This window comes from Coleofasciculus sp. G2-EDA-02 (assembly GCF_040226375.1).
In the GTDB taxonomy this organism is placed as follows: Bacteria; Cyanobacteriota; Cyanobacteriia; order Cyanobacteriales; family Coleofasciculaceae; genus Coleofasciculus.
Map to the genome: position 1 here is coordinate 1 of NZ_JAVKEW010000229.1, position 14,854 is coordinate 14,854.

The 14,854-nt window shown below is 46.6% G+C and carries 14 protein-coding genes; 9 read left to right on the top strand and 5 right to left on the bottom strand.

What is annotated here, in order from left to right; translation table 11 throughout:
- Positions 1-150 precede the first annotated feature (150 nt).
- The gene (locus tag RLO19_RS26365; RefSeq protein ID WP_446360351.1) at positions 151-1,353 is read right to left on the bottom strand and encodes an NF038122 family metalloprotease; all 1,203 of its coding nucleotides are present in this window, start codon (positions 1,351-1,353) and stop codon (positions 151-153) included.
- 22 nt (positions 1,354-1,375) lie between these two features.
- Between RLO19_RS26365 and RLO19_RS26370 the strand changes: the two genes are divergently transcribed.
- Positions 1,376-1,627 (top strand): hypothetical protein, encoded by a 252-nt coding sequence (locus RLO19_RS26370; protein WP_446360352.1) that lies wholly within the window; start codon positions 1,376-1,378, stop codon positions 1,625-1,627.
- Here the strand turns inward: RLO19_RS26370 and hflX are convergent.
- Both hflX and RLO19_RS26380 read right to left on the bottom strand, forming a co-directional pair.
- Entirely contained in the window at positions 1,598-3,313 is a 1,716-nt protein-coding gene (hflX, locus tag RLO19_RS26375) for a GTPase HflX (protein ID WP_446360363.1), read from the bottom strand. The genes RLO19_RS26370 and hflX overlap by 30 nt on opposite strands.
- A 78-nt stretch (positions 3,314-3,391) precedes the next feature.
- Complete coding sequence (locus tag RLO19_RS26380; protein ID WP_446336202.1) at positions 3,392-3,514, bottom strand: hypothetical protein; 123 nt, start codon at positions 3,512-3,514, stop codon at positions 3,392-3,394.
- 108 nt (positions 3,515-3,622) lie between these two features.
- Between RLO19_RS26380 and RLO19_RS26385 the strand changes: the two genes are divergently transcribed.
- From RLO19_RS26385 to RLO19_RS26400, 4 genes are all read left to right on the top strand, one after another.
- Entirely contained in the window at positions 3,623-4,321 is a 699-nt protein-coding gene (locus RLO19_RS26385) for an MBL fold metallo-hydrolase (RefSeq protein WP_446360353.1), read from the top strand.
- 77 nt (positions 4,322-4,398) lie between these two features.
- A complete protein-coding gene (locus RLO19_RS26390; protein WP_446360354.1) occupies positions 4,399-4,938 on the top strand; it encodes a rhodanese-like domain-containing protein in 540 nt (179 codons plus the stop codon).
- Between the two features lie 88 nt (positions 4,939-5,026).
- Entirely contained in the window at positions 5,027-5,896 is an 870-nt protein-coding gene (locus RLO19_RS26395) for a sulfite exporter TauE/SafE family protein (protein ID WP_446360355.1), read from the top strand.
- A gap of 509 nt (positions 5,897-6,405) precedes the next feature.
- Complete coding sequence (locus tag RLO19_RS26400) at positions 6,406-8,052, top strand: GspE/PulE family protein (protein ID WP_446360356.1); 1,647 nt, start codon at positions 6,406-6,408, stop codon at positions 8,050-8,052.
- A gap of 259 nt (positions 8,053-8,311) precedes the next feature.
- Here the strand turns inward: RLO19_RS26400 and RLO19_RS26405 are convergent, their stop codons facing one another.
- Positions 8,312-9,775, bottom strand: coding sequence for a glycosyltransferase family 39 protein (locus RLO19_RS26405; protein ID WP_446360357.1), 1,464 nt, complete (start codon positions 9,773-9,775; stop codon positions 8,312-8,314).
- Between the two features lie 326 nt (positions 9,776-10,101).
- On the opposite strand from RLO19_RS26405, the gene RLO19_RS26410 reads away from it, so the two are divergent.
- Positions 10,102-11,337, top strand: a complete 1,236-nt coding sequence (locus RLO19_RS26410) for an LL-diaminopimelate aminotransferase (protein ID WP_446360358.1) — start codon at positions 10,102-10,104, stop codon at positions 11,335-11,337.
- 64 nt (positions 11,338-11,401) lie between these two features.
- Here the strand turns inward: RLO19_RS26410 and fghA are convergent, their stop codons facing one another.
- On the bottom strand, positions 11,402-12,256 hold the full coding sequence (gene fghA, locus RLO19_RS26415) for an S-formylglutathione hydrolase (protein WP_446360359.1): 855 nt from the start codon (positions 12,254-12,256) through the stop codon (positions 11,402-11,404).
- Positions 12,257-12,433: 177 nt separating this feature from the next.
- Between fghA and RLO19_RS26420 the strand changes: the two genes are divergently transcribed.
- From RLO19_RS26420 to RLO19_RS26430, 3 genes are all read left to right on the top strand, one after another.
- Positions 12,434-12,607 (top strand): hypothetical protein, encoded by a 174-nt coding sequence (locus RLO19_RS26420; RefSeq protein WP_446360360.1) that lies wholly within the window; start codon positions 12,434-12,436, stop codon positions 12,605-12,607.
- Between the two features lie 363 nt (positions 12,608-12,970).
- Positions 12,971-13,666, top strand: coding sequence for a hypothetical protein (locus RLO19_RS26425; protein WP_446360361.1), 696 nt, complete (start codon positions 12,971-12,973; stop codon positions 13,664-13,666).
- A 58-nt stretch (positions 13,667-13,724) separates the two neighbouring features.
- Positions 13,725-14,747: an ATP-binding cassette domain-containing protein gene (locus RLO19_RS26430; protein ID WP_446360362.1), complete on the top strand. Its 1,023-nt coding sequence runs from the start codon at positions 13,725-13,727 to the stop codon at positions 14,745-14,747.
- Positions 14,748-14,854: the final 107 nt, after the last annotated feature.

Consider the following 14,854-nt stretch of genomic DNA (forward strand, 5'->3'; position numbering starts at 1 on the left):
CGCAAGGCTTGCGCCCGGTTGTAGGGGCGCAAGCCTTGCGCCCGGTTTAAAGCACGTTTGGTGTCCTAACTGTTTTGGCGGTTGCTATATTTGGCTGGGGCTAGTAATGATAACGGTAACACCCGCCCCTACTGGGGAAAACGCCACAGGTTAACGACTATCGCGCCGACACCGTTTTAACCCGAATCCTACACCCAGGGCGATTAACCCAACCACGGAGGTTGGTTCTGGTACTGAGGTTACATCATCTGTACTCGTCAAGGACTGATTAGCAACGGCAAAATTCTCGATATCGGAAACTTGGTTATCCGTGGATGTACTGAGAAGATTATTAGCAGAACCCGTACTATTACTTGCCAGATCCCAACCAATAACATCAAATGCTTGCAAATCCAAATCGCTAATGCTTAAGAGTTCGCCACTTCCTACTGTCGGGTTCATGATTCCCAAACTTTGGTTATTCTTCCAGTGACTGGCTTGGTGTCCATCTCCGTTATAGCTACCCGTGGCAAATAAACCCAGGTTTGTTTCCCCCCCATCAATGGAAAAATACGCCGTGCTACCGGCGGCTAAGTCCAAAATACCCCGGTTGGCACTATTTTCAGAGTAGCGAAATAGATCCAGTGGGCTAAAAATTCTGTACCCATCAAGTGATAAGGGAGCGCCTAGTCCATCGGGTTCGGAATAGTAGTCTACAGTATCTACGCCACTAGAAAACCCCAAAGCATGACCGATTTCATGAGCCGCTATTCCCACGAAATCGAAAGCATTACTGCTGATTCCATCACTACGATTAAAGTCGAAATTGAAGTCACTGTTGAATTTAATCGTCGCATCAGTCGAGCGATGGTTCCCTCTGATTAAGCCGAGAGCCTTGGCATTTGCTCGGTTGATATCCAGATAATAATTATTGGTGGTGTCATTATTATCCCTGATCCTATTACCCGAAAATGGATCGGTCGTCAGAAAATCAAGAAACGCACCGGTTTGCAGATTGGCAACGGCTGTATAATCATCGGTAGATAATCGGTCATTGCTTAAGGCATTGCGAACATTAGCATATTTCTTGTCAACTCTGTTGCTACTCGCCTGACCTAAAATGTTAGAACCCAGCGACTCAAAACCAATGTTAATGTTGATGGTAACAGCATCGATTAATAGATCAGACCAAAGCTCTCCAGCCGCCGTGAATCCATTGAGTGCCTGTTGAGAAGTCCCCGATGACGGACTAAAGTTAAATTGTAGGGCTTGTGCGGCGGTTGTGCCCAAACTGATTTCTACGGCAAAGACAATAGCTGTTAATGGTGTGAGTGATCGGACATACTGATCCAGATGTGAGGGCTTATTTTTCATAACTCGCCTAACTCAATAATGTTTGTTCAACGATGCACTCTATATCCATCCATCCAATAATCTAACACAACGGATATTTCGTCATTTGTCATTCCTCACAGAAGTATTGCATTCAAAACCCTGTCCGACTAGGGAAGCGACGGATAAAGTCGGGGCGGGTTTAGGGGCGGGTTTAGTTACATCTGGGTGTAACCAAAAAGATAGTAGTGAAACCCGCCCCTACACAGAACTCAAAACTCAAAATTTATTGCGGTGCGATCGCATACTCAACTAACTGGGCTAATTTCTGTCGTAGGGTTTCTAGCCCTAACCGCTGGCTAGCAGAAATAAATACCCCTTGGGGAAATTCTTCTTGGGCTACGGCTAGGGTATCGCTGTCTGCTTGGTCAATCTTATTAAACACCACCAAAATCGGTCCGGGTGTCACGGGCATGTCTGCCAAAATGGACATGACTGAACGAATATGATTTTGCCATGCGGGATGGGATAAATCCACCAGATGTATTAAAGCATCGGCTTCTGTCACCTCTTCTAGGGTGGCGCGGAAGGAATCGACGAGGGGGGGTGGTAATTCGTGAATGAATCCCACGGTATCGGTGAGCAGAATATTAATCGATTCCCCTGTCTCCGTCTCGGTAATCGGTAGGCGTCGGGTGGTGGGATCGAGGGTGGCAAACAATTGATCGGCTGTGTAGACTTCGGCATTAGTTAATGTATTTAACAACGTCGATTTGCCAGCATTTGTGTAACCAACAACAGAAATAGTCGGTACATCCTGCTTCTGGCGTCGTTGTCGCATCCGCGATCGATGTGCCTGCAACTGGTTCACCTCTTGTTGCAATCGGGCAATCCGGCGCTGAATTGCACGGCGTTCGGTTTCCAGTTTGGTTTCCCCAGGACCGCGAGTGCCAATTCCGCCCCCTAACCGGGACATAGCTTGACCTCGACCTGTCAGGCGTGGCATCATGTATTCTAACTGCGCTAATTCGACCTGTAATTTCCCGGCACGGGATTGGGCGCGTTGGGCGAATATATCTAATATTACTTCGGTGCGATCAACGACTCTTACCCCGGTTTGGGCTTCTAAGTTGCGGACTTGGGCGGGGGATAAGTCGCGGTCAAATACGACCAGATTTGCCCCTAATGTCTGCACCGTCAGGGCAATTTCCTGCACTTTTCCCGCGCCGACAACGGTTTGGGGATGAGGGTGCGATCGCTTCTGTCGCATCGTCTGTAATACTTCCCCTCCGGCGGTTTGCACCAGTCGGGCAATTTCGGCTAACCCATCTTCAAAGCGTTCCTTGGTTATATCCCCTGTCATCACCCCCACAATCAACACTCGATCTTGATCGACATCAACATGTTGGGCGATAAATTCACGGCGAAATTCGGCTTCGAGTCCTTCGACTAAATCCAAGAAATCTTGTTTTGTCAACAGATCCAGACTTAATGGTGGGGACATAAGCCAATTGGGTTGACTATCACCATCTTGTCTGGAGGAGTGAGTAACTGGAATCAGATGGGCTAAATAGGTTTCTTGCACATATCCGGTGGCGCCACCCCCCCGCCGTTCAAATCCCGACTCACTCACGGTGAGCATGACTAAAGCATCCAAACGCTGAATCGCCATGGCGGTTAAGTCGGCGTTACGCAGGGTATGTGATTTGAGTTGAGTCGCAATGCAGCGAATCCCACACAATCGTTCTGCACCATAGCGGGGTAATTCCAAGGGGGAGATTTTGGTTTGAGTGGGTGTTCCTACTCCTACCCGAATCACCTGTCCTCGGCGATTGAGGTAGGTACACAGTGGCTGTTTGATATCCGCACTAATCGCTGCCAACCGTTGGGCAAATTCCGGTGTGGTCAAGCGATCGCCGGGTAAGCGCTGTTGATATAGGCGTTGCAGTTGTTTGAGTTGGCTGGGCTTTAAGCCGACAAGATTGCCATAGATCGTTTCGATAGGCGACTTCCAGTAAACTGGCTCCTGACTCTACTTTTGTTTATTTTAGCGAGTTTGTTATGGGTCATTGGTCATTTTTCATTGGTCATTGGCGAACCGGGGATTGGCAAACCGGGGATTGGGTGAAGCATTCGCGTTGGGACTTTGGTAGAAAACCGATAGATTTGGGCGCGAATGCTTCACCCCTACGAATGCATGCATCTCCCCATCTCCCTCTTGACAGGTATCTCTGGGGTGAGATAATGTCAATATAGCTAGATAGTAATTTAGTAAATAAGTAAATCAAACCAGTCACAGGGAGATAAGCCAATGCTATTTCGTCAACTGTTTGACAGTGAAACGAGCACCTATACCTACCTCATCGCTGATGTAACCACAAAAGACGCCATTTTGGTCGATCCGGTCAAAGAACAGGTGGATCGCGATCGCAAACTTCTCGATGAGTTGGGATTAACCCTACAGTATTGCCTAGAAACGCACATTCACGCCGATCACGTCACCGGAACCGCCCAACTGCGCGAGAAGACCCAATGTCAGGGTGTGGTTCCCCAAAATGCCTCTGCTACTTGTGCTGACCGCTTCTTGGGGGATGGTGAGGTATTAATGGTGGGTTCAGTTGAGATTGTGGCGATCGCAACTCCGGGTCATACCGATAGTCATAACGCCTATTGGGTGAATCGCGATCGGGTTCTGACTGGGGATTCTCTGTTAATTCGGGGATGCGGTCGAACTGATTTCCAAAGCGGTGATGCAAGCACATTGTTTGATTCCATTACCCAAAAGTTATTTAGTTTACCCGATGCAACCCTGGTGTATCCCGGACATGATTATCGGGGACATACCGTCTCCACAATTGGCGAAGAAAAACAATGGAATCCCCGATTAGCGAATCGCGATCGCGCCAGCTTTATCGAATTGATGAATAACCTAAATCTTCCTGACCCCAAAAAGATTATGGAAGCTGTTCCCGCTAACGAACGCTGTGGCAAAGTAGCGATAAAAGCATAAAAAACAGGGATTTCTGTAGAAGTCTACACCAATAGGTTAAGTTAGAAACTTTTGCACATAGATAAGGAGAAAAACTCATGGTTTTAGCCAATGCCAACAATCTACAAGAAATTGATGCCCAAACCTTAAAACAATGGCTGGATCGTCAACAAGTGATGCTCATTGACGTGCGGGAACCGGGAGAATATGCTAGCGAACATATTCCTGGGGCAAAATTAATGCCACTGTCTAACCTGAATCCCGCAGAGGTTAAACCGGAAACAGATCAACAGGTTGTATTGTACTGTCAAAGCGGGAATCGCTCAAAAAAAGCCGCCCAAAAACTCTTCGATTCGGGAGTTGAATCCGTGACTCATCTTCAAGGCGGATTGCCAACTTGGAAAGCGGCTAGTTATCAAACCCAGGTGAATAAAAATGCGCCAATTAGTTTATTCCGACAAGTGCAAATTGTGGCAGGTACATTAGTCTTTACGGGAACCGTATTGGGCGCGTTTGTCTCTCCTTGGTTTTTAATTTTGAGTGGTTTTGTTGGTGCAGGATTGGTCTTTGCTGGGGTGAGTGGAACCTGTGCGATGGGTATGTTACTGGCAAAACTTCCTTACAACCAAAGAGTTTAAATGTGATAGGTTACTGATTTAAGGTTGGTGGGCAATGCCCACCCTACAGGGTGTTGACCCATTAAAAATAACCAAGGACAAATGACAAATGATGACTTGGATAATTGGGCTAATTCTCGCCGCCGGAATTGGTATTAGTTTGGGGTTAATGGGTGGCGGAGGTTCGGTGCTAGCCTTGCCCATTTTAGTGTATGTAATGGGGGTGGAAGCGAAAAGCGCGATCGCGATGACGTTGGTTATCGTGGGAACCGTTAGCCTGATTGGGGTTATCCCGCACTGGCGGCGAGGAAATGTGAATTTCAAAAAGGCGTTTATGTTCGGCGCGGCGACGATGTTAGGCGCGTTTTTGGGGGCAAAGTTAGCCTTTTTTGTCAGCGGAACATTTCAGCTTATTTTATTTGCGGTAATGATGATGATTGCGGCTGGATTTATGATCCGCAAAAGTCGTAAATCAACTAAACCCGATCACGACTTGCAGTATTATCCTGCACCAGTGTGTAAATATTGTTGGTTGTGGATGCTAACTGAAGGGTTAGGAGTGGGCGTATTGACGGGTTTAGTCGGGGTTGGGGGTGGGTTTGCGATCGTTCCAGCGTTGGTATTATTAGGAAATACGCCGATGAAGGAAGCTGTGGGGACTTCATTATTAATTATTGCCTGTAACTCGGTGGCTGGATTTCTGGGATATTTGGGACAAGTTCCCCTTGATTGGGGATTAATGGGTTTGTTTATTGTGGCGGCGAGTGTGGGGATTTTAGGTGGGGCGTATTTGGCGCAGTATGTAAAAGCCCAACAGTTACAAAAGATTTTTGGTTATTTTTTAATTGCCGTAGCTGCGTTTATTTTATTTCAAAATCGTCAGGTTTTTACCTCACAACAGAATCAGACGGAATCAAGGGAGAAGCCGGGGGAGCAGATGATCAAGTCTTGTGTCGCTGCGGTTAACCACCCAGTTTAGGAAAAGTTTGAAGTTGATACCTTTTGATACCTTTTGATACCTTCGGGTAGGTTTTTCTAGGGACATAGGATATTTAATGGATTCAGTTGGACATATCGCCATGTCGCACAGTTGAGAGGACTGGCACTGCTGAGACACAAGGACAAATCAGTCAATATCTGTTAGATACATCAGGCATTTGATGGGTGTGAGTCTCACGAAGCCGGTGAAGTGGATTTAAGTGATCCGCTTCTCCGGCTTTTTGCTTGTTTCGAGCAGTTCGATACAAACTGGGGCGTGTTGCTTGCTCCCTCTGCTCCCCCTGCTCCCCCTGCTCCCTCTGCTCCCCCTGCTCCCTCTGCTCCCCCTGCTTTTAGCGCTTAAGTTGACACCAATGCACGTCGGTGCGCCCCTACAATTGCCACCCAAAAGGGTAAACAACGATCCAATTTGACAATTAAAAGGCAATTCCGTTATTGTGAAATTAAGACTTGTAAACTTTTGTAAACAATAGAATTCAGAAAAACATTATGACGATTACTCCTTTAATGCCTAGCCAAAAGACGGCTTGGCAGAAATTAGTAAACCGAGAAATTAGCTGTGAATTTGCCCTCAAACTCTTAATCGATAATCGCGGAATCCTCAACCAAGATCAACTTGACGCCGAAGTCAGCACTCGCTTCTTTCGCCAACTCTCTAATCGCAGCGATTTACCCCCGGTGATTCCCCTGTTACTTTGGCGCGGTTGCTACTATTTGGGATGTCCCATCTCTCTGACACCAGAAGCGATTCAGACATTGTGCGATCGCACCCTGACGGAGGTTAAATTTATTCCCATAGCCCCCAAGAGTTATCGCACTTGGCATCTGAGTCAAACCTATAACGGTAATAATATCACATCTACGTCCCCGGTTAATCCGATTACTGGGGAATCAGAACCCGAAGATATTACTGAAACCACCGAACTTTATCTCAAGAAAGCCGATAACCAAATTACCCGGATTAAAACCATTATCTCCGGTGCCCTCCGCAACCGTGCCAGCGATATTCACCTGGAACCTACACCGGAAGGATTGCGAGTGCGGTATCGGATTGATGGGATTCTCCGGGATATTACCACCCTACCCGCTGATATTAGTCGCCCTTGTATTGTCGCCCTGAAAGTAATGTCTAATATGGATATTGCGGAAAGTCGCCGCCCCCAAGATGGGCGGATTGGCGAAAATTATACCTCTGGTGACGAAACCGATTTGGGTTTGGATATGCGGGTGAGTACCCTTCCTTGTGTGGGAGGAGAAAAAGTAGTAATTCGCTTACTTCCCCGACGAAATCCCTTTTCGGGTTTAGCCGATTTGGGATTTTCACAGAAGAAACTGAATATCTATAAGAATTGGTTACAACAACCCCAAGGAATGGTTATTCTTACCGGTCCCACGGGTTCGGGAAAAACCAGTACATTGTACAATTCCTTGCAATTTGTGGCAACTGAACATGTGAATGTGGTGACGGTAGAAGATCCGGTAGAATATGTTTTACCTCGGATTACTCAAACCCAAGTTCATGAAGCGGCGGGGATGACATTAGCGGCGGGTTTACGTGCTATTTTACGCCAAGATCCGGATATTATTATGGTGGGCGAAATCCGGGATAACGAAACGGCAGAAACGGCGATTCGTGCTGCATTAACGGGACATTTGGTTTTAACCACGTTGCATACTAATGATGCCGTGAGTGCGATTCCTCGGCTGAAAGATATTGGACCTGATCCGGGTTTAGTCAGTGATGCGTTATTAGGGATTGTGGCACAGCGTTTAGTCCGGAAAATCTGCCCTCACTGTGCCGAACCTTATAATCCTACGGAAAAGGATTTACGAAAATTAGGGGTATCGAGGGAGGAGGCAAATCCCCAAGCTTGGCGTCAGGGAAAGGGTTGTTCTAAATGCTTTAATTCTGGCTATTTAGGGCGGGAAGCGATTGTGGAAATTTTAAATGTTGATGATAGGGTGCGGCAGTTAATTTATGAGGGAAGTATGACTCAGTTACATCAGTATTTAGAGGAAATTAGTTTTGATTCGTTTCGGATGGCGGCAATTGAAAAGGTGACGCAGGGAGTTACTACGTTAACCGAGGTATTGCGGGTGTTACCTCACAGTGCTTTATACCGAAAGGTTCCCTAAAGGCGATAATTTTTGGGTGTTATGGGTGTAGGTTGGGGGTTGACTTTTCTGGAGATTTTAGGTATTTTTATATCATGGGAAAATGTGCCGTCCTATAAACCCCGAATAAGCCTTATACCAAGTTGCATTCAAAGATATAACTTTCTCTCCCCCTGCTTCCCCTGCTTCCCCTGCTTCCCCTGCCTCCCCTGCCTCCCCTGCCTCCCCTGCCTCCCCTGCTTTTCCTATCTACTATGTTTGAGCGCAACTCGGTATTAATCTAATCCTGGGGCTTTGGTTTAACTAGAAATACATTCAAGCCACCGATTTTTTGTTCAAGTTCAAGATAAAATTTTTCTTCAATTCCCTGCCGTAGTACCTGATTAGTTGTATTGCCATAAACAATCCATAAACGTGATTCAATTGGTGGTAATTCGCGCAGCCAATTTTCTACATCAATTTTTTGAATGTCGTCTTTATTAGTTTCAAATTCAATTAAATTTTTGACATAAATGGGAGCAGAACCGCGATGATAGTGTTCGAGCGGTAAAGCTAATTCATGAATAATTGACCAGACAATAATATCATTGGGTTTTTCATTAGCGTTGATGAGTTGGGCGACGCGGCGATAATGATCTGATGCTCCCATGTAGCGTTTTTGGGTGGTGTAATAGTAAAATAAACCACTACTGACAGCAATAGCATAAACAACGGCTATCCCCCAAGCAATGGGACGCCACTGAGACCAAATCTCTCGAAATCCAATCGCTATAAGGATGAGAATGTACGGCAAGACAAGCATCACATAACGGGTATTCCAAATTGAGAAAAAGAGGAGAGAAAATACTAAAATGGTTGCTGTTGGCACAAATGCCCAAGCTAAAACCCAAATCAGCTTCTCTGATTGTCGTTTCCGGAAAACAGCAATCCCGATGACAGCCACCACCATGAGGATATAAAGTTGTAGAAAGCGAGTTAGATAAGGGGGAGGTGGTGGGTAGGAAAAAGCGGTCAATATTCTTAGTTCCCGTAACACCTCATTCACACCCGGAATCGGCAGACTTAACCGATGCGCTCCGGATGAGTCTTGAACCGATAAACCAACAGGAATACTGGCGACGAGGATGAGCAAAAATGCTGTACCGAACTTGAGGAGTCGGGAGGGATGCCGATAATATTTCATCCCGATTATAATCAGATCAGGAAATAACAATGCACCATTTAGTGGTGTGGTAATGATTGCCAGAAACCTGGTAAAAACCCACCAAAAGCGACTGGAAAGATTTGTGGGCTGGTTAAGAGCATAAGCAAGTGCCAAGGTTCCCCCTAATCCCAAGCAAACACTCATTGTGTAGTAACGGACTTCTTGGGCGTGATTGATAAATAAGGGCGAAAGGGTTAACATCAAAGCCGCCATTAAACCAATGGCGTCGGTAAACAAATAACGCCCCAGTCGATAAACCAGGAAAACACTGCCTAATGCAAAAAGAATCGCTAGTCCTCGTAACCAAGCATCACGGTTACCGAATAGCATCCAGAAATGGAGAAGGATGTAATAGAGAAGGCGTCCCCGATTAAAACTAACATCTTGAGCATCGGCAATACTAATGAACTCATCAATCCACAGACCTCGTTGCTCAAGTTTATAGAGATATAGACTTGTCGCCAATAACATAATTAGGCTGATGGGAAGCCATTGTCTTAACCGACTGAAGTTAGACAATTTTTGTGATATTCTTAACATTTTATGGTCTCAAAAAAATAATTATGGGTGGATTGTATCAGCAATATTCCTGGAAATCAATAGTCAATCATACCAATTCGCTTTAATTATAAAGATAGATTAATATTAATCCTGGCACTCAATCGGGGCGGGTTTAGTTGCATCTGTTGTGAGGTAAAAAACGATAACAGTGAAAAGAGCCCCGGGAAGACGCGATGCAAGAAGCATCTCTACAGTTTCCCATGATTTTATTGATTGAGTTCTATCGATGTAGCATCCCTAGTAGTCGGTGATGCAAGCGCTACAGTTAGGAGTAAGCTGGTTTACGGCGTTCTTAGCAACTCACTATGGCAACTATCAACGATAATTACCTGAAACTCAAAGCCGGCTACCTGTTTCCCGAAATTGCCCGCCGGGTGAATACCTTTGCTCAAGCTAACCCCGATGCCGATATCATTAAACTGGGAATTGGCGATGTTACCGAACCCTTACCCGAAGCCTGTCGCACCGCGATGATTCAAGCGGTAGAGGATATGGGGAATCGGGAGTCCTTCCGAGGCTATGGACCCGAACAGGGGTATCCCTGGCTGCGGGAGAAAATAGCCGCCCAGGATTTCCAGGCGCGGGGATGTCAGGTGGATGCATCGGAAATCTTCATCTCCGACGGTTCTAAGTGCGATACGGGCAATATTCTAGATATTTTTGGCAAAACTAACAAAATTGCCGTAACTGACCCCGTTTATCCCGTCTACGTGGACACAAATGTGATGGCGGGACATACCAGAGAGGTGAACGAGAAGGGTGAATTTGAGGGATTAGTATATTTGCCGATTACCGCCGAGAATAATTTTACGGCAGAGATTCCGTCTCAGCAGGTGGATTTGATTTATCTGTGCTTCCCGAATAATCCCACAGGCGCTACGGCTACTCAGGAAAACCTGAAGGCGTGGGTGGATTATGCGAAAGCGAATGGGTCAATTATTTTCTTTGACGCGGCTTATGAAGCGTTTATCACCGACGAGAGTCTACCCCATTCTATCTATGAAATTGAAGGGGCGCGAGATTGTGCGATCGAGTTTCGTTCGTTTTCTAAGAATGCGGGGTTTACTGGAACTCGTTGTGCGTTGACAGTTGTCCCCAAAACCTTAACCGCGAAAGCATCAGATGGTTCAGATGTGGAACTCTGGAAGCTGTGGAATCGCCGCCAGTCTACCAAGTTTAATGGTGTGTCCTATATTGTGCAACGGGGGGCTGAGGCGGTGTATTCTGATGAGGGACAAGCGCAGGTGAAGGCGTTGGTTCACTTTTATTTGGAAAACGCCACGATTATTCGTCAGAAATTAACGGAAGCGGGATTAAGTGTGTATGGAGGGGTTCATGCACCTTATATTTGGGTGAAGACACCCAATGGTTTATCCAGTTGGGATTTCTTCGATAAGTTACTGCAAACCTGTTATGTTGTCGGAACGCCGGGTTCTGGATTTGGGGCGGCGGGTGAAGGCTATTTCCGGATTTCGGCGTTTAATAGTCGGGAGAATGTGGAAGAGGCGATGAAGCGAATTACCCAGAAGTTTAAGGTTTAGACTTAACAGAACCCCGACTGCTTAAAGCAATTGGGGTTCTAATTTAGAAATCTTTTCGAGGGGATCAGTTTTGCTTTAACACCGCCGCGTGATGGCGAATGTGGTCTTTAACGAACGAGGAAATAAAATAATAGCTGTGATTATACCCTTCTTGGAAGCGTAATGTTAAAGGAACCCCAGCTTTTTCACAGGCTTGGGCAAAGATACCGGGAAGCAATTGCTGCTTTTCTAAAAAGGGATCGGCTGTTCCTTGATCAATGAGAATTGGGCGCTTATATCCAACGGTTAAAACTAATTCGCTAGCATCATAGATGCGCCAGCTTTCTTTATCTTCACCCAAATAATTTGTAAAGGCTTTTTGTCCCCAAGGGCACTGTGTTGGTGCCGCAATGGGGGCTAAAGCGGAAACGGATGTATATTGATCAGGGTTTCTTAAGGCACAAATCAGCGCTCCATGACCCCCCATGGAATGACCAAAAATGCCTTGATGATCGATTTGAGCCGGGAAATGTTGGGCAATGATTGCCGGCAATTCCTGAACCACATAGCTATACATTTGATAATGATCTGACCAGGGTTCTACTGTCGCATCGACGTAAAAACCGGCGCCTGTACCGAAGTCCCAGTCGTCATTTTCTCCCGGAATTCCTGTATCGCGGGGACTGGTATCCGGCGTCACTAGCATTAATCCATACTTCGCCGCAAATTGCTGCGCCCCGGCTTTTGCCATGAAATTTTCTTCGGTACAGGTTAAGCCGGAAAGGAAATAGAGAACGGGGACTCGTTCTGATTTGGCTTGAGGCGGTTGGTAAACAGCAAACCGCATTTTAGTGTTGCAGGTTTGAGAGTGATGGGAGTAAAAGCCAACTGTACCACCGAAGCATCGATTTTCTGAGATAATTTTGGGGGCTGTGGACATAGATTAATTATGTAGTGATCGGCAGTAGATGTGGCTTTTTAAGTCGGCTGTTTTGATACCTGACGCACAACCCATACCCGCAAGACGACTAATATTCACTATTGATCCGATAAAGCATGAAGCAAGCGTCAGTCTTGTTTTATTGTCCCACAAGCAGGCTAGCATCGTCTGCTGGAGATGAGTGATTATTCGGGAACGCTGCTCACGGGGGTAGAGTTGTCACAGGCGGAAAAAGCGGCTATGGTATCTGCGATCGCTCATCCGGAAACATTCTCTCCTACCCCTTATGTTCCCTGGCTTGCTTTTGAAGTGATGCCGAGGGCGCGATCGCACGATGGCGGGATCGTCTAAAATCAAAGCAATATCCGGATTGAGGGGCTATAGTAGAGTAGATTTACCTTTAACTGTATACATTTAGAGTCGTACACCTCACTCTTGCGTAACACTGGCTAACTGATTTCCGTATATTTCCGTGAAATCAGGAACTATAGAAATTCTTATAACTCTGGTGATACTACCTGGAAACGTTTTAAGATCCTTAGGGATGGACAATTGAGCCTTTCTCGTTTTCAATTAGAAAACGGAGAATAGCTAGAGAACCCCCCAATAGAATCAATGGCGTATAAACTCATAAGGAGTAAAGTCACACCAATGGCAGTCAGTCTATTCAGTGACAATGAGTGGTAGTTCAGTTTTAAATGTGAGGTAAGAGCGATGAGTGATGGTATGGCATTCCTGACAGGGGCTGCCTTTGCGGGGGTAGCGCTTCTGTTTATGATGAAAGGCGGAGATAGTCTTGGCATTACGAATGCTCCTCCCTCTCAAACGGCTCAACTTCCACAGAGCAATCCTTATAATCCCTATAATCCCTATGATCCTACTTATGGGCAGAACCCGCAAATGCCAACTCAGACGACACCGGGTTTTGCCGGAAATGATTTTGAACAGCAGCAGGTTACAGTAGAACGCATGAGAGCCATGCTGGAGCAGCAACGCGCCGAAACTGAACAGTTAAAAGCGCAGGTGCAAAACCAGCAAGCGTTGATTGATAATCTTTTGGGACAAAATAATCCCAATAATCCCAATAATCCCAATAGTTTCATACCACCTCGGATTGAAGCAGCGCCCCCTGTAACTCCTCTGGCGCAGTCTGAGCCGGATAATTCAATTATTTCCGGCTTGGTTTGGGGATTGGGGGGTATGGCGGTAACGATTAGTGGCGGTGTAGTCGTGGTGGGATTATTGGCGGTGCTGTCGCGACAACAACAACCGCGTCAATCTCGGACAACTTACGTTGTTCCCCATCCCTACAATGCGCTTCCTTACGCCCCCTCAGCTAGACGACGCACTGAAGTAATACCGCCTCCTCTTGATGATAGACAAGTGGATTATGTCGAATATGAGCGTTAGTATGAGAAGACAGCTAATTGTTTAGATTTGTATAGCCAACTCAGGTATAGAACGATATATGGCTGCCGCCGTCTTAATCGAGAACCTAAAAAAATACTACGGGGAAGTCGAAGCCGTGAAAGACATATCCCTGAACGTCGAAGCCGGCGAAATTTTTGGCTTACTCGGTCCGAATGGGGCGGGGAAAACCACAACGATTCGCTGTCTGTGTACCTTAAGTAAACCGGACGCGGGTAAGATTGAGGTATCGGGAATTTCTGCGATCGCGAATCCTAGAGCCGTCCGCCGCCGCATCGGTTATGTCGCCCAGGAAGTGGCACTAGATAAAGTGTTGACAGGTAGGGAGTTACTGCAACTGCAAGGGGATTTATATCACCTACCCAGCAGCATTGCCAAAGAGCGCGTCAATACCATGATAGAGGTGCTCGGCTTACAGGAGTATGCCGATAAAAAGACAGGAACCTATTCCGGCGGAATCCGCAAGCGTCTGGATTTAGCCTCTGGCTTACTCCATAAACCCGATGTTTTAGTTCTTGATGAACCCACCGTGGGACTCGATATCGAGAGTCGGGTGGTGGTGTGGAATTTCCTGCGTCAACTGCAAAACGCTGGCACCACTATATTTATTACCAGCCACTATCTGGAAGAAATAGATATCTTAGCCGATCGCGTGGCAATTATCCACAAAGGCGTTGTCATTGCCGAAGGTACGCCCTCTCAGTTAAAGGATAACGTGGGTGGCGATCGCATTACCCTCCGCATCCGGGAATTCTCGCCCATGGAAGAAGCCCAAAATGCTAAGGAAAAGCTTGAGGTGTTACCCTTTGTCCAAGAAGTGATTATTAATACGGCGCAAGGGAATTCCCTAAACTTAGTCGTCAAACCTCAAAGCGATGCATTGACTAACATTCAGCAATCCTTAAAAGACGCCGGATTACCCATCTTTGGCATAGCCCAATCTCGACCTAGTTTAGATGATGTCTACTTAGCCGCCACCGGTCAAACCCTAATGGATGCTGAACTCGCGGCGGCGGGAACAAGAGATGCAAAAGCCGAGAAAAAGCAACGGATGAAGGAATGATGAGAGCGCAGGGGGAGCAATGTAGAGACGCGCCATGGCGCGGGGGGGCGGAATGTATAGACCCGCCCTGGCGCGGCGTGTAGCAATGTAGATTAGTAGCCTGGTAA

What these genes read in the sequence shown, in the direction of transcription:
- RLO19_RS26365 (WP_446360351.1), bottom strand. Translation starts at nt 1,353, where the DNA reads ATGAAAAATAAGCCCTCACATCTGGATCAGTATGTCCGATCACTCACA.
- RLO19_RS26380 (WP_446336202.1), bottom strand. Translation starts at nt 3,514, where the DNA reads ATGCATGCATTCGTAGGGGTGAAGCATTCGCGCCCAAATCTATCGGTT.
- RLO19_RS26385 (WP_446360353.1), top strand. Translation starts at nt 3,623, where the DNA reads ATGCTATTTCGTCAACTGTTTGACAGTGAAACGAGCACCTATACCTAC.
- RLO19_RS26390 (WP_446360354.1), top strand. Translation starts at nt 4,399, where the DNA reads ATGGTTTTAGCCAATGCCAACAATCTACAAGAAATTGATGCCCAAACC.
- RLO19_RS26395 (WP_446360355.1), top strand. Translation starts at nt 5,027, where the DNA reads ATGATGACTTGGATAATTGGGCTAATTCTCGCCGCCGGAATTGGTATT.
- RLO19_RS26400 (WP_446360356.1), top strand. Translation starts at nt 6,406, where the DNA reads ATGACGATTACTCCTTTAATGCCTAGCCAAAAGACGGCTTGGCAGAAA.
- RLO19_RS26405 (WP_446360357.1), bottom strand. Translation starts at nt 9,775, where the DNA reads ATGTTAAGAATATCACAAAAATTGTCTAACTTCAGTCGGTTAAGACAA.
- RLO19_RS26410 (WP_446360358.1), top strand. Translation starts at nt 10,102, where the DNA reads ATGGCAACTATCAACGATAATTACCTGAAACTCAAAGCCGGCTACCTG.
- fghA (WP_446360359.1), bottom strand. Translation starts at nt 12,256, where the DNA reads ATGTCCACAGCCCCCAAAATTATCTCAGAAAATCGATGCTTCGGTGGT.
- RLO19_RS26420 (WP_446360360.1), top strand. Translation starts at nt 12,434, where the DNA reads ATGAGTGATTATTCGGGAACGCTGCTCACGGGGGTAGAGTTGTCACAG.
- RLO19_RS26425 (WP_446360361.1), top strand. Translation starts at nt 12,971, where the DNA reads ATGAGTGATGGTATGGCATTCCTGACAGGGGCTGCCTTTGCGGGGGTA.
- RLO19_RS26430 (WP_446360362.1), top strand. Translation starts at nt 13,725, where the DNA reads ATGGCTGCCGCCGTCTTAATCGAGAACCTAAAAAAATACTACGGGGAA.